Annotated in this window: 22 protein-coding genes; 14 read left to right on the forward strand and 8 right to left on the reverse strand. The window is 73.3% G+C overall.

Annotated features, from left to right (window positions below; translation table 11 throughout):
• Positions 1–6 precede the first annotated feature (6 nt).
• Positions 7–666 (reverse strand): hypothetical protein, encoded by a 660-nt coding sequence (locus O7599_RS21135; protein ID WP_281617165.1) that lies wholly within the window; start codon positions 664–666, stop codon positions 7–9.
• A gap of 573 nt (positions 667–1,239) precedes the next feature.
• Between O7599_RS21135 and O7599_RS21140 the strand changes: the two genes are divergently transcribed.
• The gene (locus O7599_RS21140) at positions 1,240–1,545 is read left to right on the forward strand and encodes a PadR family transcriptional regulator (RefSeq protein WP_281617166.1); all 306 of its coding nucleotides are present in this window, start codon (positions 1,240–1,242) and stop codon (positions 1,543–1,545) included.
• A 40-nt stretch (positions 1,546–1,585) separates the two neighbouring features.
• Here O7599_RS21140 and O7599_RS21145 read toward each other — a convergent pair whose 3' ends face one another.
• A complete protein-coding gene (locus O7599_RS21145) occupies positions 1,586–2,944 on the reverse strand; it encodes an APC family permease (RefSeq protein ID WP_281617167.1) in 1,359 nt (452 codons plus the stop codon).
• A 158-nt stretch (positions 2,945–3,102) separates the two neighbouring features.
• On the reverse strand, positions 3,103–3,516 hold the full coding sequence (locus O7599_RS21150) for an arsenate reductase ArsC (RefSeq protein ID WP_281617168.1): 414 nt from the start codon (positions 3,514–3,516) through the stop codon (positions 3,103–3,105).
• Between the two features lie 76 nt (positions 3,517–3,592).
• Here O7599_RS21150 and O7599_RS21155 point away from each other — a divergent pair, with 76 nt between their 5' ends.
• Positions 3,593–3,904 carry a metalloregulator ArsR/SmtB family transcription factor gene (locus O7599_RS21155; RefSeq protein ID WP_281617169.1) on the forward strand — a complete coding sequence of 104 codons (312 nt, stop codon included), beginning with the start codon at positions 3,593–3,595 and terminating at the stop codon, positions 3,902–3,904.
• Between the two features lies 1 nt (position 3,905).
• The gene (gene arsB, locus O7599_RS21160; protein WP_281617170.1) at positions 3,906–5,015 is read left to right on the forward strand and encodes an ACR3 family arsenite efflux transporter; all 1,110 of its coding nucleotides are present in this window, start codon (positions 3,906–3,908) and stop codon (positions 5,013–5,015) included.
• Between the two features lie 49 nt (positions 5,016–5,064).
• Here the strand turns inward: arsB and O7599_RS21165 are convergent, their stop codons facing one another.
• Together O7599_RS21165 and O7599_RS21170 are read right to left on the reverse strand one after the other, a co-directional pair.
• A complete protein-coding gene (locus tag O7599_RS21165) occupies positions 5,065–5,439 on the reverse strand; it encodes a metalloregulator ArsR/SmtB family transcription factor (RefSeq protein WP_281617171.1) in 375 nt (124 codons plus the stop codon).
• Between the two features lie 24 nt (positions 5,440–5,463).
• Positions 5,464–6,537, reverse strand: coding sequence for an NAD(P)/FAD-dependent oxidoreductase (locus O7599_RS21170; RefSeq protein ID WP_281617172.1), 1,074 nt, complete (start codon positions 6,535–6,537; stop codon positions 5,464–5,466).
• Positions 6,538–6,661: 124 nt separating this feature from the next.
• Here O7599_RS21170 and O7599_RS21175 point away from each other — a divergent pair, with 124 nt between their 5' ends.
• Both O7599_RS21175 and murF read left to right on the forward strand, forming a co-directional pair.
• On the forward strand, positions 6,662–8,035 hold the full coding sequence (locus O7599_RS21175; protein ID WP_281617173.1) for an FAD-dependent oxidoreductase: 1,374 nt from the start codon (positions 6,662–6,664) through the stop codon (positions 8,033–8,035).
• Between the two features lie 193 nt (positions 8,036–8,228).
• Positions 8,229–9,572 carry a UDP-N-acetylmuramoyl-tripeptide--D-alanyl-D-alanine ligase gene (gene murF / locus O7599_RS21180; RefSeq protein ID WP_281623463.1) on the forward strand — a complete coding sequence of 448 codons (1,344 nt, stop codon included), beginning with the start codon at positions 8,229–8,231 and terminating at the stop codon, positions 9,570–9,572.
• Between the two features lie 15 nt (positions 9,573–9,587).
• Here murF and O7599_RS21185 read toward each other — a convergent pair whose 3' ends face one another.
• Positions 9,588–10,070, reverse strand: a complete 483-nt coding sequence (locus tag O7599_RS21185; protein ID WP_281617174.1) for a GNAT family N-acetyltransferase — start codon at positions 10,068–10,070, stop codon at positions 9,588–9,590.
• Positions 10,071–10,325: 255 nt separating this feature from the next.
• Between O7599_RS21185 and O7599_RS21190 the strand changes: the two genes are divergently transcribed.
• The 5 genes from O7599_RS21190 to O7599_RS21210 all read left to right on the forward strand — a co-directional run bounded on the left by O7599_RS21190 (position 10,326) and on the right by O7599_RS21210 (position 16,810).
• Complete coding sequence (locus tag O7599_RS21190) at positions 10,326–11,423, forward strand: HAMP domain-containing sensor histidine kinase (RefSeq protein ID WP_281617175.1); 1,098 nt, start codon at positions 10,326–10,328, stop codon at positions 11,421–11,423.
• A gap of 220 nt (positions 11,424–11,643) precedes the next feature.
• Positions 11,644–13,860 carry an MMPL family transporter gene (locus tag O7599_RS21195; protein ID WP_281617176.1) on the forward strand — a complete coding sequence of 739 codons (2,217 nt, stop codon included), beginning with the start codon at positions 11,644–11,646 and terminating at the stop codon, positions 13,858–13,860.
• A 135-nt stretch (positions 13,861–13,995) separates the two neighbouring features.
• Complete coding sequence (locus O7599_RS21200) at positions 13,996–15,321, forward strand: histidine kinase (protein ID WP_281617177.1); 1,326 nt, start codon at positions 13,996–13,998, stop codon at positions 15,319–15,321.
• A 31-nt stretch (positions 15,322–15,352) separates the two neighbouring features.
• Positions 15,353–16,012, forward strand: coding sequence for a response regulator transcription factor (locus O7599_RS21205; protein ID WP_281617178.1), 660 nt, complete (start codon positions 15,353–15,355; stop codon positions 16,010–16,012).
• A gap of 144 nt (positions 16,013–16,156) precedes the next feature.
• Positions 16,157–16,810 (forward strand): DUF1707 domain-containing protein, encoded by a 654-nt coding sequence (locus O7599_RS21210; RefSeq protein WP_281617179.1) that lies wholly within the window; start codon positions 16,157–16,159, stop codon positions 16,808–16,810.
• Positions 16,811–16,959: 149 nt separating this feature from the next.
• Here the strand turns inward: O7599_RS21210 and O7599_RS21215 are convergent, their stop codons facing one another.
• On the reverse strand, positions 16,960–17,538 hold the full coding sequence (locus tag O7599_RS21215) for a CGNR zinc finger domain-containing protein (protein ID WP_281617180.1): 579 nt from the start codon (positions 17,536–17,538) through the stop codon (positions 16,960–16,962).
• 61 nt (positions 17,539–17,599) lie between these two features.
• Here O7599_RS21215 and O7599_RS21220 point away from each other — a divergent pair, with 61 nt between their 5' ends.
• Together O7599_RS21220 and O7599_RS21225 are read left to right on the forward strand one after the other, a co-directional pair.
• Positions 17,600–18,799 (forward strand): MFS transporter, encoded by a 1,200-nt coding sequence (locus O7599_RS21220; RefSeq protein WP_281617181.1) that lies wholly within the window; start codon positions 17,600–17,602, stop codon positions 18,797–18,799.
• A gap of 77 nt (positions 18,800–18,876) precedes the next feature.
• Positions 18,877–19,959 (forward strand): cation diffusion facilitator family transporter, encoded by a 1,083-nt coding sequence (locus O7599_RS21225; protein WP_281617182.1) that lies wholly within the window; start codon positions 18,877–18,879, stop codon positions 19,957–19,959.
• A 25-nt stretch (positions 19,960–19,984) separates the two neighbouring features.
• Here the strand turns inward: O7599_RS21225 and O7599_RS21230 are convergent, their stop codons facing one another.
• The gene (locus O7599_RS21230; protein WP_281617183.1) at positions 19,985–20,803 is read right to left on the reverse strand and encodes a hypothetical protein; all 819 of its coding nucleotides are present in this window, start codon (positions 20,801–20,803) and stop codon (positions 19,985–19,987) included.
• Positions 20,804–21,021: 218 nt separating this feature from the next.
• On the opposite strand from O7599_RS21230, the gene O7599_RS21235 reads away from it, so the two are divergent.
• Together O7599_RS21235 and O7599_RS21240 are read left to right on the forward strand one after the other, a co-directional pair.
• On the forward strand, positions 21,022–22,797 hold the full coding sequence (locus O7599_RS21235) for a histidinol-phosphatase (protein WP_281617184.1): 1,776 nt from the start codon (positions 21,022–21,024) through the stop codon (positions 22,795–22,797).
• The gene (locus tag O7599_RS21240) at positions 22,794–23,420 is read left to right on the forward strand and encodes a hypothetical protein (RefSeq protein ID WP_281617185.1); all 627 of its coding nucleotides are present in this window, start codon (positions 22,794–22,796) and stop codon (positions 23,418–23,420) included. The genes O7599_RS21235 and O7599_RS21240 overlap by 4 nt, the downstream gene beginning before the upstream one ends.
• Positions 23,421–23,557: the final 137 nt, after the last annotated feature.

Genomic DNA, 23,557 nt, shown 5'->3' on the forward strand with positions numbered 1-23,557 from the left:
CAGCTGCTACTTTCTCCCCGGCGTCCACTTCATACCGAGTCGATACGCGCGGGAGATCATGTCCTGCACGCCCCGTCCCTCCTGCGGGGTGAACCACCTCACCTCGCGTCCCACGACGAGTTCGTTGCCCTGGCGCTTGATCAGGGCGATCGCGCACGCGTGCGCGCCCGGCGGGCATTCGTCCAGATGTATCTCGAAGCGGTCGCCGCGGTCAGAGACGAGGGTCACCACCGCGTCCAGGCCGCGGAAGTCCCGGGGACCGTCATAGATGTAGACGAAGAGCAACAGCTTCGAGAACTCCTCCTGGTGGTCCAGGTTGATCACGAGGTTTTCGCCGGCAGCCCGCGCACCGGTCCGGTCGTCCGCGTCCAGTGCGACGTAGGGGAACTGATCCACCGCGCCGAAGGCGTTGCCGAGCGCCTGCACCACCGTCTTGCTGCCGTCACGACACCTGATCATGCAGCCGAGATCGAGGTCCACGTCCGCCGTCGTGGCTGCACGGATTGCGGCCCGCGCCCTGCGGAAGCGGCCACGTGCCTCCCGGGCGGCCTGCTCCGCGGCCAGCCGGGGTGCGACCCAGTTCAGGCCGACTCGGATCAGTCCCGTGGTGACGCCGTGCTTGTCCAGGGAGATGGTGGGAGATGTCTTGGTCAGGACCACTGTCATATCTATGGCGCCTCTCTGAATGAACGGAGGCCGACACGTGGGGTTTGCCGACTCGGCCAGGGGCACTCGACCGCATGCTGCGCACCGATGCCCGCTTGCTCCCGACGTGCTAGAGAGTGGCACGAGCTTCGTTCGCGAGGCGTTGGCTCTTGGGTCGCTCGCCGGGGACGTTCGGCCTCTTGCAAGAGGACGGTCGGCAGGGTGGCCCACGGTCTGGGAGGTCAGTCGGAGGCCAGACGCCGATCAGTCGGCCCTGGAGCCCGGCGTAGCCCGGCCGCGTCCGCGTCGCCCACTTTGCGTACATCCGGCGTCGCTAGCAGATCCGGCTACCAACGTGATCACCGCGGTGGCGCGGGGCGAATGAGCCAGCCGGGACAGCCGCCGCACGTCGTGAGCTCTCTCCCGGCGTCCCCATCACGGGTCCATGGCCTGCATCGGTCATGGGCGTGACTCCTCTACGCAACGGGAGAGTCGGCGGCGGGGGGCCGGAAGGCGGCTGGGGGTGGTGGCGCGGCGTAGACTTGACGGCCGATATCGGCTTCGTCACTCCGTGGGGATTCTGGAGGTGGAGGGATGCGGGAGTTCCAGCGGGGGGCGGTGCGGCTGCACATCCTCCACCACGCGGCCGAGGAGGAGATCCACGGCGCGTGGATGACCCAGGAACTGGCCTCCCACGGCTACCAGATCAGCCCCGGCACCCTCTATCCGACGCTCCACCGCCTGGAGGCGGACGGGCTGCTGGTCTCCGAGCAGCGGGTGGTCGACGGTCGCACCCGGCGGGTGTACCGGGCCACGGAGGCGGGCAGGCAGGCGCTGGCCGAGGACCGCAGGGCCCTGGCGGAGCTGGCCCGCGAAGTCCTCGGCGACGACCCCGCCTGACGGGCGGCGCTCCCTCAGCCGAGCTGCCCGTGCGGACCGATCACGGCGTGGGGACACGGCGGGCGGGGGGCGTCGGCCCGGCGTCGTCGGAGGGCGGCGTCTGTCCCCGGTCATCCCCTCCGCCGGGGGGCCGCCGTGCCCCCGTCCCGCGCCGGACCGCGTAGAGCGCGGCGCCGGCGGCCAGCACCGCCGCCCCCCAGACCACCGAGGTCAGCGGCAGGGCGAAGGCCAGGGTCAGGCAGCCGGCCAGGCCGACGACCGGGATCACCCGGGGCGGACGGCCCTCGGCCCGTGTCAGCGACCAGGCCGAGGCGTTCGCGACGGCGTAGTAGACGAGCACGCCGAAGGACGAGAAGCCGATCGCGCCGCGTACGTCCAGGGTCGCGGCGAGCACCGCCACCACCGCACCCACCGCCAGTTCCGCGCGGTGCGGCACCTGGAAGCGGGGGTGGACGGCGGCCAGTGCGTGCGGCAGGTGCCGGTCACGGGCCATGGCCAGCGTCGTACGGGAGACACCGAGGATCAGCGCCAGCAGCGAGCCCAGCGCGGCGACGGCCGCACCGGCCCATACCACCGGCGCCAGCCCGTCGACGCCCGCGGCCCGTACCGCATCCGACAGCGGCGCGGAGGCGTCCGCCAGGTGCTGCGCGCCCAGCACGGTCAGGACGCCGACGGCCACGAGGGCGTAGACGACGAGCGTGATGCCGAGCGCGATCGGGATCGCCCGCGGAATGGTGCGGGCCGGGTCGCGTACCTCCTCGCCGAGGGTGGCGATGCGCGCGTACCCGGCGAAGGCGAAGAACAGCAGCCCCGCCGCCTGCAGCACCCCGCCGAAGGACGCGTCGGCGCCGACGTCCAGCCGGGCCGTGTCCGTGTCTCCCGAGGTCAGGAGGGTCACCATCACGGCGGCGAGGACGGCCAGCACCGTCGCCACGATGGCGCGCGTCAGCCACGCGGACTTCTGCACGCCCACGTAGTTGACGGCGGTCAGTGCCACGACGGCGGCCACCGCCACGGCGTTCCGGTGATCCGGCCAGGCGTACGCGCCGACGGTGAGCGCCATGGCCGCGCAGGAAGCGGTCTTGCCGACCACGAAGGCCCACCCCGCGAGGTATCCCCAGAACTCGCCGAGCCGTTCGCGACCGTAGACGTAGGTGCCGCCCGAAGCGGGATAGCGCGCGGCCAGCCGGGCCGAGGACGTGGCGTTGCAGTACGCCACGACCGCCGCCACGGCGAGCCCCAGCAGCAGCCCCGAACCCGCCGCGTCCGCCGCGGGGGCGAGGGAGGCGAAGATGCCCGCGCCGATCATCGCCCCCAGGCCGATCACCACGGAGTCCAGGACGCCCAGCCGGCGTTGCAGTTCGCCCCGGTCCGGGGCGGTGCCCGGCGTCGTGTCCATCGGCCCTCCTTCAGCGAATCGTAACGCTGTCCGATATCGGAGAACGATACATGAAGGAGCGGTGGCGGGGGTGAGGCGATCTCGCTGCTGAAGGATCGTGCCTGACGGTCGGGTCGGGTGGACCGCGACGACGCCGCGGAGCGTGGATACCGGTGCGCTCAGCCGGTCTTGGTCGGGGCGATGCCGGCGATGAGGTCCTCGACGCGGGTGCGGATCTCGTCGCGGATGGGACGTACGGCGGCGACGCCCTGGCCGGCGGGGTCGGCGAGCGTCCAGTCGAGGTAGGTCTTGCCGGGGAAGACGGGGCAGGCGTCGCCGCAGCCCATGGTAATGACGACGTCGGACGCCTGCACGGCGTCGACGGTGAGGACCTTGGGCTGCTCGTGGGCGATGTCGACGCCGACCTCGCGCATGGCCTCCACGACGGCGGGGTTGACGGTGTCGGCGGGGGCGGAGCCGGCGGAGCGGACGTCGACGCGGTCGCCGGCGAGGTGGGTGAGCCAGGCGGCGGCCATCTGGGAGCGGCCGGCGTTGTGGACGCAGACGAACAGGACGGAGGGCTTGTCGGACATCGCGGGCTCGTCTCTCTTGTCTGGCGGCGACAGGGTGGGGTGGCATCAGTTCCGCCTGATGTGACAATATCAGCCCATGCTGACGTCAGTCGATACTGAAGTGATCCGCGCTCTGGCGGATCCGCTGCGGTTGCGGATCGTGGAGTTGCTGGCCGAGGAGACGCTGTGCACCACGCACCTGGTGGAGGAGACCGGCGCCCGGCAGACGAACCTGTCCAACCACCTGCGGGTGCTGCGCGAGGCCGGGGTGGTGGAGACCGAGCCGTGCGGGCGCTTCACGTACTACAAGTTGCGCCCGGCCGTCCTGGAGGCACTGGCGGGCTCGTTCACCGAACTGGCCGCGACCGCCCGCGCCACCGTCGAGTCCGACCGCAAGCGAGCCTGCTGAGATGGCAGCCCCCACCATCGGCCCCAAACCCAGTGCAGAGGCGTCCGTGGTCGGGAAGCTGTCGACGCTCGACCGCTTCCTGGCCGTGTGGATCCTGCTGGCCATGGCCGCCGGGCTCGGACTGGGCCGGGCGGTGCCCGGGCTGGACGACGCGCTGGCGAAGGTCGAGACCGGCGGCATCTCGCTGCCCATCGCCCTCGGGCTGCTGATCATGATGTACCCGGTCCTGGCCAAGGTCCGCTACGACCGCCTGGACGCCGTCACCGGCGACCGGCGGCTGATGGCCGCGTCCCTGGCGGTCAACTGGCTCGTCGGACCGGCGGTGATGTTCGCCCTCGCCTGGATCTTCCTGCCCGACCTGCCCGAGTACCGCACCGGCCTGATCATCGTCGGACTCGCCCGCTGTATCGCCATGGTCATCATCTGGAACGACCTCGCCTGCGGCGACCGCGAGGCCGCCGCCGTCCTGGTCGCGCTCAACTCCGTCTTCCAGGTCCTGGCCTTCGGCCTCCTCGGCTGGTTCTACCTCGACCTCCTCCCCGGCTGGCTCGGCCTCGGCGAGGACGAGCACCTGGACATCTCCGCCTGGAAGATCGCCGCCAACGTCGCCGTCTTCCTCGGCGTCCCGCTGCTCGCCGGCTTCCTCACCCGCCGCCTCGGCGAACGCCGGCTCGGCCGGGCGGACTACGAGGCGCGGTTCCTGCCCCGTATCGGCCCGTGGGCGCTGTACGGGCTGCTCTTCACGATCGTGCTCCTCTTCGCCCTCCAGGGCGAGACGATCACCTCGCAGCCGCTGGACGTCGCCCGGATCGCCCTGCCGCTGCTGGTGTACTTCGCGCTCATGTGGTTCGGCACCTTCGCCCTCGGCAAGGCCCTCGGCCTGGCCTACGACCGCACCGCCACCCTGGCCTTCACGGCCGCCGGGAACAACTTCGAACTCGCCATCGCGGTCGCCATCGCCACCTTCGGCGTCACCTCCGGACAGGCCCTCGCCGGCGTCGTCGGCCCCCTCATCGAAGTCCCGGTCCTCGTCGCGCTCGTGTACGTCTCCCTGGCCTGGCGCCGGAAGTTCACCCCCGCGGCGGCCGTCGGGCGCTCCGCACCGACGTGACTCGCAGGCGGGGTGGGTTCGTTCGCGCCCGGGGCCGGAGGCGGGCGGGTCAGGAGCCGGAGGGGTGCAGGGTCTGGCCCATGGCGGCGACGACCGACGGCTCGACGCGGTAGAAGACCCACGTGCCGCGGCGCTCGGAGGTGAGCAGCCCCGCCTCCTTCAGCTTCTTCAGGTGGTGGCTCACGGTGGGCTGCGAGACGCCGACGTCGGAGATGTCGCACACGCACGCCTCGCCGCCCTCGTGCGAGGCGACCAGGGAGAACAGCCGCAGGCGCACCGGGTCGGACAGCGCCTTGAACATGGCGGCGGTCCGCACCGCTTCCTCGGCCGTCAGGGGCCGCTCGGTCAGCGGCGGACAGCACGGGGCCACCGCCGCGGGGGCGTCGGGCTCCAGCACCGGCAGCGCGGTCTTGGTGTTCGACATACGTCTATGTTCACACAGGTCGAATCATGTGAGCCCGACCGCGGCCGGGGCCCCGCCGGCGTAGGCGGCCAGCGGGCCCGTGACGTGCGCGGCGTCGCTGCCGACGCCGCGCAGGGTGTTGGAGGCGAAGGAGCGCTGGAACTCCAGCCCCAGGTACACGAGGCCGGGGTGGGTGAGTGACAGCCCACCGGAGTGCAGCGGGAGTCCCTGCTCGTCGAGGGCGCCCAGGCCGGCCAGGAAGCCGACGTTCGGCAGGTAGCCGGTCGCCAGCAGCACCGCGTCCACCGGCTCGCGGCCGCCGTCGGGCCAGACGACGTCCGTGCCGTCCAGCGCGGTGAACATCGGCCGGCGCACCAGCCGGCCGGTGTCCAGAGCCCGGCGGTAGTCGCCCGCGTCGTTGACCAGCCGGCCGGGCACCACGGCCGCCAGCCAGGCAGGCGGCAGCAGGTCGAAGCCGCTGGTCACCGACCAGTGGTGGACGTCCCGGCCGCGGGAGCGGCGCGGCAGGAACGCCACCGGCGCGCGCGTGGCGAGGGTGACCGCGGCGGCGGTGCCGGTCAGCTCGTATCCGATCTGCACGGCCGAGTTCCCGCCGCCGACGACGACCACCCGCTTGTCCGCGTACGGATCGGGGTTGCGGTAGTCGGCCACGTGCAGCAGCTCGCCCCCGAAGCCGTCCGCGCCGGGCAGGACGGGAAGCGCCGGGCGGGAGCCCGCGGCCACCACCAGACCGGCGGCGCTCAACTCGGCGCCCGCCCCGGTGCGTACGACGAAGCCGGGCCCGTCGGCGGCCACCGCCTCGACCCGGGTGCGGGTGCGGATGTCGGCGTCCAGGCCGACGGCGTAGCGCTCAAGGTAGGCGACGACCTCGTCGCGGTGCGGGTAGCGCTCCGGGTCCCCGGGGAAGTCAAGACCGGGCAGCGCGCTGTGGCGGGCGGGCGAGAAGAGCGTGAGGCTGTCGTAGTAGCCCGGCCAGGATCCGGCCGGGCGGTCGGAGGCTTCCAGCACCACCGGCGTCAGCCCGCGCCGGCGCAGTTCGTACGCGGCGGCCAGCCCGGACTGGCCCGCTCCGATCACCACGACGTCGCACTTCTCCACGATGACCCCTACTGATTCGACGTATGCCTATGTTGACGCTCATCGAATCAGATGCCATGCTGGCCCCGCAAGCATCGATGAGGATCGAAACAGGCCGCCGCACAGGAACCGAGGACGTACCGACATGAACCACGCACCGGATCCGCCCGTAGCCGTCATCGGCGCTGGCCCGATCGGCCTGGCCGCCGCCGCGCACCTCCTCGACCGAGGCATCGAACCGCTGGTGCTGGAAGCCGGGCCGCGGGCCGGTACCGCGGTGCGCGCGTGGGGGCACGTGCGGCTCTTCTCCACCTGGGCCGAGCTGACCGACCCGGCCGCGGAGAAGCTCCTCGCCCCCACCGGCTGGACCAGGCCCGCCGCGACCGCGTACCCCACCGGCCGCGACTGGGCGGAGCGGTACCTGCAGCCGCTCGCCGACGCCCTCGGCGCCCGCGTGCGCTACGACGCGCGGGTCACCGGCGTCGCCCGCGCCGGGCGCGACCGCATCGTCGACGCCGACCGCGCGGCGCAGCCCTTCGCGGTCCACGTCGTACGAGCCGACGGCGCCGAGGAGCGCCTCCTCGTACGCGCCGTCATCGACGCCTCCGGCACCTGGTCCACCCCCGGCCCGCTGGGCGCGACCGGCCTGCCCGCCCTCGGCGAGCGCGCCGCCGCCGACCGCATCGCCTACCGCATCCCCGACCTGACCGACCCGGCCGTACGCGCCCGCTACGCGGGCCGGACGACCGCCGTCGTCGGCTCCGGCGCCTCCGCCTTCACCGCCCTGGCGGCCCTCGCCGGCCTCACCGACGACGCGCCCGGCACCCACAGCCTGTGGATCCTGCGCCGCGGCATCGGCACGCACACCTACGGCGGCGGCGAGGCCGACCAACTCCCCGCCCGCGGCGCCCTCGGCCTCGCCGCCAAAGCCGCCGTCGACGACGGCAGGGCCACCGCCGTCACCGGCTTCCGCACCGCCGCCGTCGAACGCACCGCCGCCGTCGAACGCGACGCCGACCGGCCCGACCGCCTCGTCCTCGTCGCCGAGGACGGCCGCCGCAGCGAGCCCGTGGACGAGGTCATCGCCCTGACCGGGCTGCGCCCCGACCTCACGTTCCTCGGCGAACTCCGCCTGCGCCTGGACGAACGCCTCCAGGCCCCCGTCGCGCTGGCCCCGCTCATCGACCCCAACGTCCACTCCTGCGGCACCGTCTACCCCCACGGCGCCGCCGAACTGGCCCACCCCGAGACCGGCGTCCACCTCGCCGGCATGAAGTCCTACGGCCGCGCCCCGACCTTCCTCGCGCTGACCGGCTTCGAACAGGTCCGCTCCCTCGCCGCGGCCCTCGCCGGCGACCACGAAGCCGCCGCCCGCGTCGAGTTGACCCTCCCCGAGACCGGCGTCTGCGGCGGCACCGGCCTGGCCGACGCGGAAGGCACCGCACCGGCAGACGGAGGCTGCTGCGCCGCCCCCACCGCGGGACTCCTCCAGATCGGCACCGCCGCCGGAGGCTGCTGACCTCGTTTCCGATACGATGCCGCTCCCTCGCTCGGGGCATCGGCACCGCATATCGGCGGCATATCCAAATCCGCATACGCGCCCGCAACACCACCCCGCCTTGACTCAAGGCGTGACCCACAGCGAACCAGCCTCCTCCTACCTCTACCTCTCCGGCCTCGCGCCCGCCCCCCGGCTCCCGCGCCGCGCGGGCCTGATCCCGCTCAGCCTCCGCGAGATCGCCGCGGTCGTCGGCGGGACGGTCGAGGGCGACGGCGACGTGACGGTGACCGCTCCGGCCGTGCTCGACGGCCGGCAGGCCGAGCCGGGCGGCCTCTTCGTCGCCGTCCCCGGCGAGCGCGTCGACGGCCACGACTACGCGGGGCAGGCCGGCCGGGCCGGCGTGGTGGCCGTGCTCGGGTCCCGGGCCACGCCGCTGCCCACCGTCGTCGTCGCGGACGTCCAGGCGGCGCTGCAGACGCTTGCCGCCCACGTCGTGGCCCGGCTGCGCCGCGGGCTGACCGTCGTCGGACTGACCGGGTCCCAGGGCAAGACCGGCACCAAGGACCTGCTGGCGGCCGTGCTGGCGAGCGCCGCGCCGACGACCGCCACGAACGGCTCGTTCAACAACGAACTCGGGGTGCCGCTGACCATGCTCCGCGCCGGCCTGGGCACCCGGTTCCTCGTCCTGGAGATGGGCGCCCGCCGCGTCGGCGACATCGCCGCGCTCACCGGCCTGGTCGCGCCCGACATCGCCGTCGTCCTCAACGTCGGCCAGGCCCACCTCGGCGAGTTCGGCTCGCGCGCGGCCATCGCCGAGGCCAAGGGCGAGCTCGTACGAGGACTGGCGCCCGGCGGCACCGCCGTCCTCAACGCCGACGATCCGCGCGTCATGGCGATGCGCTCGCTCACCGACGGCCCGGTGCTGACCTTCGGCCGGGCGGAGCACGCCGACGTACGGGTCCTCGACCCGGCCCTCGACCGGCTCGGCCGGCCCTCCTTCACCCTGCGGACCGCCGACGCCTCCGCCCACGTCGCGCTGCCGCTCGTCGGCGCCCACCAGGCGCTGAACGCCTCCGCCGCCGCGGCGGCGGCACTGGCGGCCGGCCTTCCCCTCGACGTCGCCGCATCGGCGCTGCCCACCGCGTCGTTGTCGAAGTGGCGCATGGAACTGCGCGACCTCGCCGGCGGCGCGACGCTGCTCAACGACTCGTACAACGCCAACCCCGACTCCACGCGCGCCGCCCTGGACGCGCTGGCCGCGATCGAGGGCGGGCGGCGCATCGCCGTCCTCGGCGAGATGCTCGAACTGGGCGAGGAGAGCGAGGCAGAACACCGCGCCGTCGGCGCGTACGCCGCCGCCCGTACCGACCTGGTGCTCGCCGTCGGCGAGGCCGCCCGGCCGATCGCCGACGGCTCGGGCGAGCGGGCCGTGGCGCTGGCCGACAACGCCGCCGCCGTCGACTGGCTGCGCGGCAACCTCGTCGCCGGCGACGTGGTGCTCGTCAAGGCGTCCCGCGGGGCGTGCCTCGACGAGGTCGCCGCCGCGCTCACGTAGCGGGCGTGCCGTGTGTCAGTGCTCTTCCGGCAGTCGGCCCGGGTGGTCGTCGGCACGGGGCAGGTCTCGCAGGAAGCGGGACGACTCTCCGGCCTGGCCGGCGTATCCGCGGCTGCGGTAGAACTCGTGCGCGGCGCGCCGCCGATCCCCGCTGGTGACCTCCATGCGGAGGCATCCGCGCGTGACGGCGAAGGACTCCGCCGCCGCGACGAGGTGGGATCCGACGCCGCAGCCGCGTGCCCGGTCGGACACCACCAGGGCCACGATCCGGCCCCAGGAGCCGTCACGTTCGAAGAACGGGCAGACGTGGACGGCGATGACACCCAGCAAGTCGTCGCCGGCTTCGGCCACATAGACCGCGCCGGACGGGTCCGCGGCCCAGGTCCGGATGCGGCGTGCCGTCGCCGCCCGGCCGTCCTGCGGATAACCCAGTTGGCCGAGCAGCTCGTTGACGGCCGAGGCGTCGGAGCCGCGTGCCGCGCGGATCCTCATCACCATCACGCCCTCCGCCACGGCTTGGTTCGCGCCGGTGACCGGCCCGGCGGACGGGCGCCACGCCCCGGCTCGCTGTACGACATGCGGCCAGTCAAGGCAGCGCGGTGTTGCTTCCACGTATGCGGTTTCCGATACATGGACCATATGCACCGGCTCGTAGCGTGAGTGATATGCGCGCTTTCGGGTTCGGCGCCGCCGTGCCGGCGCCGTCGACGGCGGCCACGCGGCACCCGGCACCGGACGTGGGGGGAGAAGACCGTGGACAGGCGGCGGCCCGGTTTGAGCGTTCGCGTCAAACTCACCCTCAGCTACGCCGGATTCCTCACGCTCGCGGGCGCCCTGCTGCTCTCCGCCATCGGCCTTTTTCTCCTGCGGGAGGGCTGGTTGCGTACGAACGAGGAGGGGGCGTGGCGAGCGACTCCGGGCACCGACTTCGTGCGCGGCTTCACCCCCGTGGCGGCCGCGGTGATGGTGTTCCTCCTGGTGTTCGGCCTCCTGGGGGGATGGATCCTCGCCGGCCGCATGCTCGCTCCGCTGTCCCGCATCACCGACGCCACCCGCGCGGCCACGCACGGATCGCTCTCCCACCGGATCCGGCTGCCGGGTCGCAGAGACGAGTTCCGCGAACTCGCCGACGCCTTCGACACGATGCTCGCCCGGCTCGAAGCGCACGTCGCCGAACAGCGGAGATTCGCGGCCAACGCCTCACACGAACTGCGCACGCCGCTGGCGATCTCGAAGTCGCTCCTGGACGTGGCCCACCACGACCCGACACGCGAGCCCGGCGAACTGGTCGACCGTCTCCGCACCGTCAACACGCGCGCGATCGACCTCACCGAGGCGCTGCTCGTGCTGAGCCGTGCCGAACAGGGGTCCTTCACCCGCGAACACGTCGACCTGTCCCTGCTCGCGGAAGAGGCGACCGAGACCCTGCTGCCGCTCGCCGAGGAGCGCGGGGTCACCGTCGAGACCTCCGGCGAGGTGGCGCCGGCTTTCGGGTCGCAGGCGCTCCTGCTGCAGTTGACCACGAACCTCGTCCACAACGCGATCGTCCACAATCTGCCGGAAGAGGGCACGGTCTGGGTGCGGACCGCCGCCCGCCCCAACGGTGTGACGCTGACCGTCGAGAACACCGGCGAAGAAATCCCCCCGCAGCTCGCCGCGACCCTGACCGAACCCTTCCAGCGCGGCACGGAACGCGTCCACACCGACCACGCGGGCGTCGGCCTCGGCCTGGCCATCGTCAACACCATCACCCAAGCCCACGGCGGAACCCTCACCCTCACCCCCCGCCCCACAGGCGGCCTCCACACCACAGTCCACCTACCCCCACCAACCGCACCCGCCCCCAGATGACGAACCCGGCCACGCCGCGGCGGACGCCCGGTGCGTACCGGCGATCGGGGCGTCCCGGTCTACCTCTCGGGGAGGACCGCGGGGCGGTACCGCGGTACCGGTCGCGGCCGCCGCATTCGCCACCGTGGGCCCAAGAGACCGAGGTGAGGCGTGCCTAGCGTGGACCGCGGGTCGGATCCCGGCCCCTGTCCCGTCCTCTGCGCGCCCCCGGGGGTTCTCCGTGGCCACGTTCCTCTACCGGCTCGGCCGGTTCTCCTTCCGGCGGCGAAGGCTCGTCCTCATGCTGTGGATAGCCGTGCTGGCCGCCGTCGGCATCGCCGCCACGGGGGTGACGAGCAAGACGACGGACACCTTCAGCATCCCCGGCACCCAGTCCCAGAAGGCTCTCGACCTGCTGTCGGAGGAGTTCCCGCAGGCGGCCGCCGACGGGGCCACGGCCCGCGTGGTCTTCGAGGCGCCGGACGGGCAGCGGCTGACGTCCGGCGCCCACAAGGCCGAGGTCGAGGCACTGGTCGCCGACCTCGGTCAGGCACACCAGGTGAAGACGGTGGCCGACCCGTACGCCGCCGGCACCGTCAGCAAGGACGGCACGATCGGCTACGCGCAGGTGACGTACGAGGTCGCGGACGCCGACGTCAGCGACCGGGCCCGCGCGGACCTGGAGGACGTCGCCGCCCAGGGCGAGCAGGCCGGCCTCCACGTCAGCATGGGCGGCACGGCGGTGGCCGAGGAACCCCACCAGAGCACGACCGAGCTGATCGGGATCCTGATCGCCGCCGTCGTCCTGGTCATCACCTTCGGCTCGCTGGTCGCGGCCGGGCTGCCCCTGCTGACCGCGCTCTTCGGGGTCGGCCTGGCGATCCTCTCGATCACCCTCGCCAGCTCGTTCATCGACCTCAGCTCGAACACGAGCACCCTCGCCCTGATGCTGGGCCTGGCGGTGGCCATCGACTACGCCCTGTTCATCGTCTCCCGCTACCGGGAGGAGCTGAAGGGCGGGCACCCGCCCGAGGAGGCCGTGGGGCGGGCGGTCGGTACGGCCGGGTCCGCGGTGGTGTTCGCGGGGCTCACCGTGATCATCGCGCTGGCCGGGCTCAGCGTCATCGGCATCAGGGTGCTCACCGACATCGGGCTCGGCGCGGCGTTCGCGGTGATCGTCGCCGTCGTGATCGCGCTCACCCTCCTGCCCGCGATGCTCGGCTTCGCCGGCGGACGGATCACGACCGGGAAGCTCAGGACCCGCCGGATGCGTTCCGTCGAGCGCGGCGAGCGCGCGCCCATGGGCGTGCGCTGGTCGACGTTCGTGCTGCGCCACCCGGTCAGGGTCCTCGTCACCTCGGTCGCCGGTCTGCTGCTGCTCGCCACGCCCGCCCTGTCGCTGGAGCTCGGCATGCCGAGCGACGAGTCGGCCGCCCCCGGCAGCACCCAGCGCGTCGCGTACGACACCATCACCGACGGCTTCGGCCCCGGCTACAACGGCCCGCTGTCGGTCGTGGTCGACGCCCGCGGCAGCGACGACCCCCGGGCCGCCGCCGAGGAGGCGCGCGCCCTGCTCGACTCGCTGCCCGACGTCGCCTCGGTGAGCCCCGCGACCTTCAACCCGGGCGGTGACGTCGCCCTGATCAGCGCCACCCCGGGCTCTTCGCCCAGCAGCGGGGAGACGGTCGACCTCGTCTCCGACATCCGCGACCGGAGCGCGGACCTGCGGGACGACACCGGCGCCGAGGTGATGGTCACCGGAACCACCGCCCTCAACATCGACATCTCCGGCAAGCTGACCGACGCCCTGGTCCCGTACCTGTGCGTGGTCGTGGGCCTGGCGCTGATCCTGCTGATGCTGGTGTTCCGCTCGATCCTGGTCCCGCTCAAGGCCGCCGCCGGCTTCCTGCTGAGCGTGCTGGCGACCCTCGGTGTCGTCGTCGCCGTCTTCCAGTGGGGCTGGCTCGCGGACGTCTTCGGCGTCGACCAGACCGGCCCGGTCGTGAGCATCCTGCCGATCTTCATGATCGGGGTGGTGTTCGGACTCGCCATGGACTACCAGGTCTTCCTGGTGACCCGCATGCGGGAGGAGTACGTGCACGGGGCCGAGCCGGACGAGGCGGTCGTCGCGGGGTTCCGGCACGGGGCCCGGGTGGTCACGGCCGCGGCGGTCATCATGATCGGCGTGTTCTCCGGGTTCGTCTTCAGCGACGAGTCGATCATCAAGTCGATGGGTCTCGGCCTGGCCGCCGCCGTCTTCTTCGACGCCTTCGTGGTACGGATGACCATCGTTCCCGCGATCATGGCGCTGCTCGGCCGCCGCGCCTGGTGGCTGCCCCGCCGGCTGGACCGCCTGCTGCCGAACGTGGACGTGGAGGGCGAGAAGCTGCGGTCTCACCTCGCCGCGGCGCCCGAGAGCACGCCGGAGCCCGAGCGCGTGCCCACCGGAAGGGGCTGAGCTTCCGGACGTACGATCCGAGGCAGAGAGGCAGAAGGGCCCGGCCGGCCCGCCCGTGACCGACGACCGCCCGCCGGCCGGCCCACTCCCCCGGGGAACCGGCGGGCGGTCCCCGCACCGAGAGGGCATACGACCGTGACCACACCGACCGCGGCGCGCGGCTCCGGCGGGGAGCAGTCCGGTTCCTCGGTCGAGCCCGAGGTACTGCTGGGCGAGGCGGAGCGGCCCTCGGACGCGCTGGTCATGCGCAAGCTCAGGCGGTTCATCGAGGCGGACCAGGGTCACCCGTGGGTCAGGCGCTGGGGGGTACCGCTCCTCTGCGCGCTGTTCGGCATCCCGGCCCTGCAGAACGCGGACCACGAACCCGGTCCCGGCGTACCCGTACTCCTGGCCCTGATGGCCGCCTTCTGCGTCCCGCTGCTGTGGCGGCAGCAGAAGCCCATCCTGATCTTCGCCGTCACCTCGGCCGTGGCCGCCGGGGCGCTCGCCTGGGACGCCAACACGGGGTCCGAGGCCGCGCGGGTGGTGGCGCTGCTCAACGTGGGCCGCGCCGTGCGGCCCGTGTCGCTCGCGGTCTGTGTGGCGATCGCCGCCGCGCAGACGGCCCTCGCCACCGCCGTACGCGGCGACGGACAGGACATCGGCCTGCAGACCTGGGTGGTCGCGCTCATCCAGGCGGCCCTCGTGGTGGCCGTCGCCGCGGCGGGGCTGGTGGCCCGGGTCGTGAACGCGTACATCAGGGCCCTGCACGAGCGCGCCGTCCGGCTGGAGGTCGAGCGCGACCAGCGGGCCCGGCTCGCCGCCGCCGCGGAACGCGCGCGCGTCGCCCGGGAGATGCACGACATCCTCGGCCACACCCTCGCCGTCATCGTCGGCCTCGCGAACGGCGCCGCCGGACTGACCGAGGCGAAGCCGAAGCGGGGCGCCGAGACCCTGCGCATCATCGCCGACAGCGGGCGCGACGCCCTGGCCGAACTGCGCCGCCTGCTCGCCGTCATCGGCGACGACGACCGGACCGCCACGGAGGGCACCCCGCTCGCGCCCCAGCCGGGTTTCAGCGATCTGAGGCCGCTGCTGGCGCGGGTACGCGCCGCGGGCCCCGCCGTCACCCTGCACACCGAAGGTGCCCGGGCCGACCTGCCGCCCGGCCTCCAACTCGCCGTCTACCGCGTCGTCCAGGAGGCTCTGACGAACACCCTGAAGCACGCGGCGGCCGACACGGCGGTCCAGGTGACGATCACCGCCGACGACACCGTCGTGGACGTCACCGTCGAGGACACCGGCCCGGCGCTCACCCCGCGGTCCAACGACGACGCCCGCGGCCTTGTCGGCATGCGCGAGCGGGCCGCCCTCTACGGCGGGAGCGTGACTGCGGGGCCCAACGACCGCGGGGGCTGGACCGTCCACGCCCGCTTCGTGATCGCGACCACCTCGGCACCCGGCGCGCGGCGTCCGTCATGACCACCTCGGCAGCAAGGGAGAGGCGTCCCGTATGACCACCGTCCTCATCGTCGACGACCAGACGCTGCAGCGGCTCGGCTTCAGCATGCTGATGGAACAGCACCCCGATCTGACGGTGGTCGGCGAGGCGACGCACGGCGCCGAAGCGGTGCGCAAGGCCGCCGAACTCCGCCCCGACGTCGTCCTGATGGACGTGCGCATGCCCGGCATGGACGGCATCGAGGCCACCCGCCGCATCGTGCAGTCCGGCGGCCGCTCCCGGGTCCTGGTCCTGACCACCTTCGACCTGGACGAGTACGCGTACGCGGCGCTGCGCGCCGGTGCCAGCGGCTTCCTCCTGAAGGACGCCCTGCCGGACGAGTTCATCGCCGGCGTACGGGCGGTGGCCGCCGGAGACGCCGTCATCGCCCCGGGGCTGACCCGAAGGCTCCTCGACGCCTTCGCCGACCGTATGCCGGGCTCGACGACCACCGAACAGGAGCGCCTGCTCGCCGCGTTGACCGACCGCGAACGCGAGGTCCTCGTGGCCATGGCCACCGGCTGGAGCAACGCCGAGATCGCGGAGCGGTTCTCCCTCGCCGAGTCGACGGTCAAGTCGCACGTGAGCCGGGTGCTGGCGAAGATCGGGGCGCGGGACCGCGTGCACGCGGTGATCTTCGCCTTCGACGCGGGGCTGGTGAGACCCGCGTAACCCCGCGGGCGGGTCCCGCGCCGAACGGCGTTGGCCGGCAGCACTCCCGACGGGGCCGGAAGTGTGTCGCGATATAGCGCTAGCCTGGTGGTCGCGCCGCTGCCCGCGTCGCGCGCCCACGTATGACAGGACCGGGACGGAAGCATGTCGGGAGAGATCTCGCCCCTCGGGAAGGGCTCCGGCCCCGCCCCGTCGCCCGAACTGCGTGCCTCGCACGCCGACCGCGACCGGGTGGTGGACGTGCTGCGGATCGCGGCGGGGGACGGTCTGCTGACCGCGGACGAGTTGGACCAGCGCGTGGAGGTCGCCCTGTCGGCGCGGACCCGCGGCGAACTGGCAGCGCTCACCGCTGATCTGCCGCCCCTGCCGGCCGCCCCCGGTGCGGCCGGGGTGGAGGTGAAGGACCTGGTCCGGATCGAACAGATCCACAGCGGCGCGATCGAGCGCGTCGGGCACTGGGTGGTACCGCGCAGACTGGAACTAGCGGTGACCTTCTGCGAGGTGACGCTCGACTTCACCGAGGCGGTGATCACGCAGGACACCCTGCGGATTGACGTGGCCATGGTGGGGAAGCGCCTGACGCTGGTCACCGGACCGGGCATCGTGGTCGACAGCGACGGCCTGCAGTTGGTGCACTGCAAGGTCGTCTCCCGGCAGCCGCCGGCGGATCCGGGTGCACCGGTCAGGCTGCGGGTGGAACTGGTCGGGCAGAAGGCCCACGGCCGCGTCGTGGTGCGGCCCCGGCGGCGGACGTTCGGACAGTGGCTGCTGCGCAGGTCTCAGGGCCCGGGGCGGTAGCAGGAGCCGTCGATGCCGTGGACTCGGTTCCTTCGGCCGGCCGTTCGCCGGGCCGCCCTCACGGTGCGCCTGCAGAGGGACTCTCAGCCATGAGGCGTTTCTGGCTGTCCCTGTCGGTCGGCCCTTAGGCGCCGCGCCCCGGGTCGGGGTCAGGGGGTGGGGGTCCGGCGGGCGCGGAAGGCGGCGGCTTTGACGCGGCTCTGGCAGGCGGTGGAGCAGAACTGGCGGGCGGCGTTGCGGGAGTTGTCGACGTAGACGCGGTCGCAGCGCGGGGCCCGGCAGACGCCGAGGCGGCCGGCGAGGTCGCTGCCGAGGGCGAGGGCGAGGGCGGTGGCGCAGCCGGCGCTCCAGCCGACGGCGAGGGTGTCGTCGCTGCCGTGGAAGTGGACCTGCCAGGGCTCGCCCGGTACGCGGTCGAGCTGGGGGCGGGCTCCGGTGCTGCGCAGGAGGGAGTTGAGCAGGTCGGCGGCGGCGTCGAGGTGCTGGTCCTCGACGGCTTCGAAGACGGCGCGTAGCTGCTCGGCGGTGCGGGCCAGGTACGCCGCAGCCGCGGGTGCGGCCCCGGCTTCGCCGGGGAGGGCGGCGGCGACGGCCGCCGGCAGGTCGGCGTCGCGGGGGGCGGTGTAGGGGCGACCGCGGGCGGTGCCGTCGGTGAGGGTGTTCACCAGGGCGGCGGACACGTCCAGCAGCGTCGCTACGTGACTGTCGAACATCACTTGACCGGTCACCCCTCGGGTCCTAGTTTCGTCACTGACATTATCTGATTCGCCGGTGACGGGGTGGTGGGGCGTGGGCCGTCTGCCGGCGGGGCAACGGTTGCCGCGGAGCGTCTGGGTGCTCGTCGCCGCCCGCACCGTCAACCGCCTCGGGGCGTTCTCCCTGCCCTTTCTCGCCGTGCTGATCACGAGGCGGTACGACGCCCCACCCGCGACCGCGGGGCTGGTGGTCGCCCTCTTCGGGCTCGCCACGATTCCCTCGCGGCTCGCCGGCGGCCGGCTGGCCGACCGGTACGGGCGGCGGCGCACCATGCTCGTCGGACTGGTGGGCTGCGCCGTGGCGCAGGCGGGGGTCGCCGCCGCACCGAACCTGGCCGTCGTCGTGGGGTTCGCCGTGCTGCTCGGGCTGGTCTTCGAGCTGTACGAGCCGCCGAGCCAGGCGATGATCGCCGACGCCGTGGGGGACGCCGCGCGGGTGCGCGCGTACAGCCTGCTCAACGCCGCGCTCGCGGTGGCGGGTCTGGCCGCCGGAGTGCTCGCCGCAGGGCTCGGCCGGTGGGATCTGCGCTGGCTGTTCGTCGCCGACGCCGTCACATGCCTGCTGTGCGCGCTCGTCGTACGCATCGCCCTGCCCGCCGACGGGCCGGGAGCGGACCGGCGCGGGGACGGCCGTACCGCGGTCGCGCCGTGGCGTGACCGCACGCTCCTCGCGATGCTGGGCACAGGCACGCTCTTCGCCCTGGTCTACCTGCAGATCACCGTCATGCTCCCGCTCGCGCTGGACCGCCGCGGACTGCAGCCCGCCGACGCCGGTCTGCTGCTCGCCGTCTCCGCGCTGGTCATCGTCGCCGGCCAGCCGCTGCTGCGCCTGAACCCGCTGTCCGCCCGGTCCGCGCCCGGCGCCTTCGCGACCGGCGGCGTGCTCCTTGCGGCCGGGCTCGCCGGGTACGCGGTGGCCGACGGCTTCGGTGCCCATGTCGCCGCCACCGTCGTGTGGAGTCTGGGCGACCTGCTGCTGGTCGGGCGGGCGCTCGCGGTCGTGGCCGGGCTCGCGCCGCCCGGCGGCACCGGCCGCTACCTCGCCGTCTACGGCACCGGCTGGGGCATCGCCGCGGTGGTCGCGCCGCTGCTCGGCACCCAGCTCCTCGACCGGGCCGGGGTCGCCGGCATGTGGTCCGTCATGGCCGGGCTCTGCGCGGTCCTGGCGGTCGTGCAGCCCGCTGTCGTACGGGCGGCCGCGGGCCGGCGGCGTACGTGCACCTGCGTATCGTGAGCAGTTGATAGGTGCTTGCGTGCGCGCATGTGCACATAATGGAACTGTCTCTCCCCGCGCCGAGAGGACGGAGCCACATGAGCGAGCAGCACCGGCACGACCACGACCACGGGCACGAGCAGGACGGCCGGCTGTCCCGATGGCGGCACCGCTTGTCCCACGTCCTCGTACCCCACTCCCACGACGCGGCCGACAAGACCGACCACGCCCTGGAGTCCTCCGCCCGCGGCATGCGTGCGCTGTGGGTCTCGCTGGCCGTGCTGGGCGTCACCGCCCTCGCCCAGGCGGTCGTCGTGGTCGTCTCGGGCTCGGTCGCGCTGCTCGGCGACACCGCCCACAACGCCGCCGACGCGCTGACCGCCGTACCCCTCGGCCTCGCCTTCCTCCTGGGCCGCCGCGCCGCCACCCGGCGCTTCACCTACGGCTACGGCCGCGCCGAGGACCTCGCGGGCCTCGTCATCGTGCTGACCATCGCCGCCTCGGCCGCCTTCGCCGCCTGGACGGCGATCGACCGGCTGCTGAACCCGCGCGACGTCGCGTACCTGCCCGCGGTCGCGACCGCCGCGGTCGTCGGCTTCCTGGGCAACGAGTGGGTGGCCCGCTACCGCATCCGCGTCGGCCGGCAGATCGGCTCCGCCGCGCTGGTCGCCGACGGCCTGCACGCCCGCACGGACGGGTTCACCTCCCTCGCCGTGCTCTTCGGCGCGGGCGGTGCGGCGCTCGGGTGGCAGGCGGCCGACCCCGTCGTGGGCCTGCTGATCACCGCGGCGATCCTGTTCGTCCTGCGCGACGCGGGCCGCGAGGTGTTCCGCCGGATCATGGACGCCGTCGACCCCGCGCTGGTCGACGCCGCGGAGGGCGCGCTGCGGGAGGTCCCGGGGGTACGGGCCGTGGGCGAGCTGCGGCTGCGCTGGATCGGGCACCGGCTCCGCGCGGAGGTCGCGGTCGAGGTGGACGGCGAGCTCAGCGTGCGCGAGGCGCACGAGGTGGCGGTGGCGGCCGAGCACGCCCTGCTGCACGCGGTGCCGAAGCTCACCGCGGTGCTGGTGCACGCCGACCCCGCGCCGGCCCCCGGCCTGGCGGACCCGCACGCGGCGCTGGCCCACCACGCCGCCCGGGACGGCGCTTCACGGCACGCGGTGGAGGCATCGGCCGGGTAGACCCGCGAGCCCGGCTCCCCGGCGGCTACGCCTGATTCAGGAAGGCGCCGACGGCCGAGGCGTCCAGCAGCCGGCCGCTGCACCAGTCGGCCAGCACCAGATCGAACTCGCGCATCGCCTGTTCGAGGCCGGCCGCCGACTCCGTCGCGGCATCGAGCAGGGGCGCGAGGCACAGCACCGTGACCCGGTCACCGAGTGCCTGTCCGTACACGACGAGCGGATCGGCGGCGATCACGAACGAGTCGACCACGCGGCCCGGATCATCACCGATGCGGACGCCCGCGTACGGCCTGCCGCCGACGGGCAGCAGTTCTGACAGCCGCCGCAGCGAAACCTCCGTGGAGAGGGGATCGATCGGGGTCCGGCGCACGTGAATCCTGTCGAAGACGCGCATCGACGACGCACCCTCGCCGACCACCCGCGAAGACTGCCGGAAGACCTCATGGATCGCGCGCATCTCCGCCTCGACCTGACCCGCGAGCTGACGGGACACCAACTCGGCCTGCCGCCAGTCGTCCTCGTGGATCACGAAGTGCTCCCCCGAACCGGTGGAGTCCTCGGTCGGCGGCAGCGGGTCGAAGATCGTCGGCAGGGAGTACGCCATCTCCTGCGGGTCCACCGTCTGAATCCGTCTCAGGGTCAGCACCAGGCTGCCGCTCCGAAGGAACTGCGCGGCGCTCGGCGGGTCGGCCCGGACAACGGCCCATGACTCTCCCCCGAGATCGAGACGCGTCTCGTACTCGAACGAGTCGGGGAGCTGTCCGGGAGCGAGCTCGGTCCGTGCGAACTCCTCCTCCGTCTCGGCGTCTACGAACACGACCCGCACCGACTCCGCGTGCGCCATGCCGTCACCCCTCACCGATCGCAGTCCCTGTCCCGCCGCCCGCATCCGCCGGACCCGTGGACGGTACCGGTGCGGTCCCGGTGCCGGCCATCGCGGGATCGACGGAGGGTTCCTTCACCTTCGCGACGCCGCGAGGTAACCGGCGCATCCGCAAGGAGAGGGAACGCGCCGGTTACCTGGGCGCACAATCGCGCCACCTCATCCTGGAAGGGACCGGTGTGTCACACGACCACTCCCACAGACGTCCGCACCCCCACAGCCACAACCAGGACATCGACGAAGCAACCCGAGCCGCCGCGGACACCTCCGCCTCCGACTCCGACCTCACTCCCAAAGAGCTCTCGCGGCGGCGCATGCTGAAGGCCGCCGGGGTCACCGGGGCTCTCACCGCCGGCATGTCCGGCATGCTCGGCGTCACTCCGGCGATGGCGGAAGACGCCGCCCGCGGCAAGGACGACGAGGACAGGGACGACGAGGACAGGGGCAGCGGCCGAGGGCGCGGCGACGGCGTCCGCCACTGGCTGGCGGGCGACCACCACATCCACACCCAGCACTCCTCCGACGCCATGTACACCGTCCTCGACCAGGCGCAGCACGGCGCGGCGTTCGGGCTGGACTGGATGGTCATCACCGACCACGGGGGCGCTACCCACGCCCGCATAGGCGTCGACCTGGTCAACCCCGACATCAGGGCGGCCCGCGCCGAACTGAAGGACACCCTGATCTTCCAGGGCCTGGAGTGGAACATCCCGGCCGCCGAGCACGGCACCGTCTTCGTGGTTCCCGGGAAGCACGAGGTCGAGGTCCTCAAGCAGTTCGAGAACGACTACGACGGCTCGGTCAACAACGCCTCCGGCAACACCCCGGAGAACGAGGCCCTCGCCGTGGCCGGAATCCAGTGGCTGGGCAAGCAGAAGGACCGGCGCCGCGTCGAGGACGCCCTCTTCCTGGCCAACCACCCGGCGCGCAACGGCATCGACAGCCCGCACGAGATCCGGGCCTGGCGTGACGCCGACCCGCGGATCGCGGTCGGATGGGAGGGCGCCCCCGGCCACCAGGCGGCCGGCCTGCCCGCGGGGTACGGTCCGGGCTCGGCGCGCGGCTTCTACGGCAACTCCCCGAGCGACAACTCGTTCCCCGGCTACCCGCCGGAGAGCTACCGCTCCTGGGGCGGCTTCGACTTCTACACCGCCACCGTCGGCGGGCTGTGGGACTCGCTGCTCGCCGAGGGCAAGCCGTGGTCGATCTCCGCCAACTCCGACTCCCACGTCAACTGGGGCGACACCTCCCGCCGCCCCGACGGTTCGGACTCCGCGCAGTTCAACCGGGACGGCCGCTACGGCGACCCGGTGTACGCCGGTGAGGTCAACCTCGCCGCCGGTGACTTCTGGCCCGGCATGTACAGCCGTACCCACGTCGGCGCCGCCGATCGCAGCTACTCCGCGGTGATGCGGGGCATCCGGGACGGCCGTATCTGGGTGGACCACGGCCGGCTGCTGAAGAACCTCGACGTCCGGGTCGTCGCCTCGGGCCGGGGCTGGGACCGCGGCCGCGGCGAGGAGACCCTCGGCGGCACCCTGACCGCCCGCAGGGGCAGCCGGATCGAGCTGGTCGTCACCGTGACCGCCCAGGATGTCCCCAACTGGGGTGCGTTCCTGCCCCGGTTGAACCGGGTCGACCTGATCCGCGGCGCGGTGGACGTGTCCCACGCGAGCTCCGACCGCGACAAGCTGAGGGCTCCGGACACCCGGGTCGTGCGACAGACCGACACCTCGGGACGCACCGGCACGTACACCCTGCGACACGACCTGGGCACGCTGGACGAGCCGTTCTACGTCCGGCTGCGCGGCACCGACGGCAACCGGCAGCAGCCGGGCTACCACGGCGCGGAGGTCGACCCGGCCGGTCCGGCCATCGACGTGGTCGGCGACGCGGACCCCTGGCGGGACCTGTGGTTCTACACGAACCCGATCTGGGTGCTGCCGAGCCGATGAGCTCAGAACCGACCCCTGGAGCGGAGGTGTCCACGGCCGTCCACACGGTGGCCGTGGACGCCGCCGCCTCCGGGCTCGCCGCCGCCGAGCATCTGGTGCACCGGATGGACGACGCGCTGACGGGTCTGCTGCGGGAGGACGGCCCCGAGGGCTACGTCGTCAGCACCCATGTCGCCCGTGCGCCGGTCACCCGCTCCGCGGCCGTGGTGAGCTGGCGCGGCGGCCCGGAGCCGGCGCGGGTCACGGCCCGGCTGCTGGCCGCCATGCCGGAGCTGACCGCCGTCGACGGGGCCCTGGTCACCGACGCGGCGCTGGCCCCAGGGGCGCTTGCCGCGGGCGGGGAGGCCCGGCAGCGGGCGGCGGGCCGGCTGGCCCGCTACCCCGGCCGGGCCGGCGTCGAGCGGCGTACGACACCCGCCGACGCGGTGTCCGGGAGCTGCCTCGACGCCGTGGAAGGGCTGGCCGGAGTCACCGTCACCCCGGACGCCGTCCTGGACGCGACCGGCTTCGCCCGCCCAACCTGGCGGGACGGCCGCTGCACGCTGCTGGTGCAGCGGGGCACGGCCGGCGTTCTGGTGCCGTTCGAGGTCCGCCACCAGATCGCGTGCTGCGCGGACCACTGAGGCGACGGAAGGCGCCCCCGGGCCGAGGCGACGCCGTGAAGGCGCACAAGGGACGTACGCGATCTTCGTCGGCTGTTCACGCGGCCGTTCCGGCGGCACCTGTCCGTGAGTGCGACGATCCGGCGCGGCAGCGGACG

The organism is Streptomyces sp. WMMC500 (genome assembly GCF_027497195.1).
Lineage (GTDB): Bacteria > Actinomycetota > Actinomycetes > Streptomycetales > Streptomycetaceae > Streptomyces.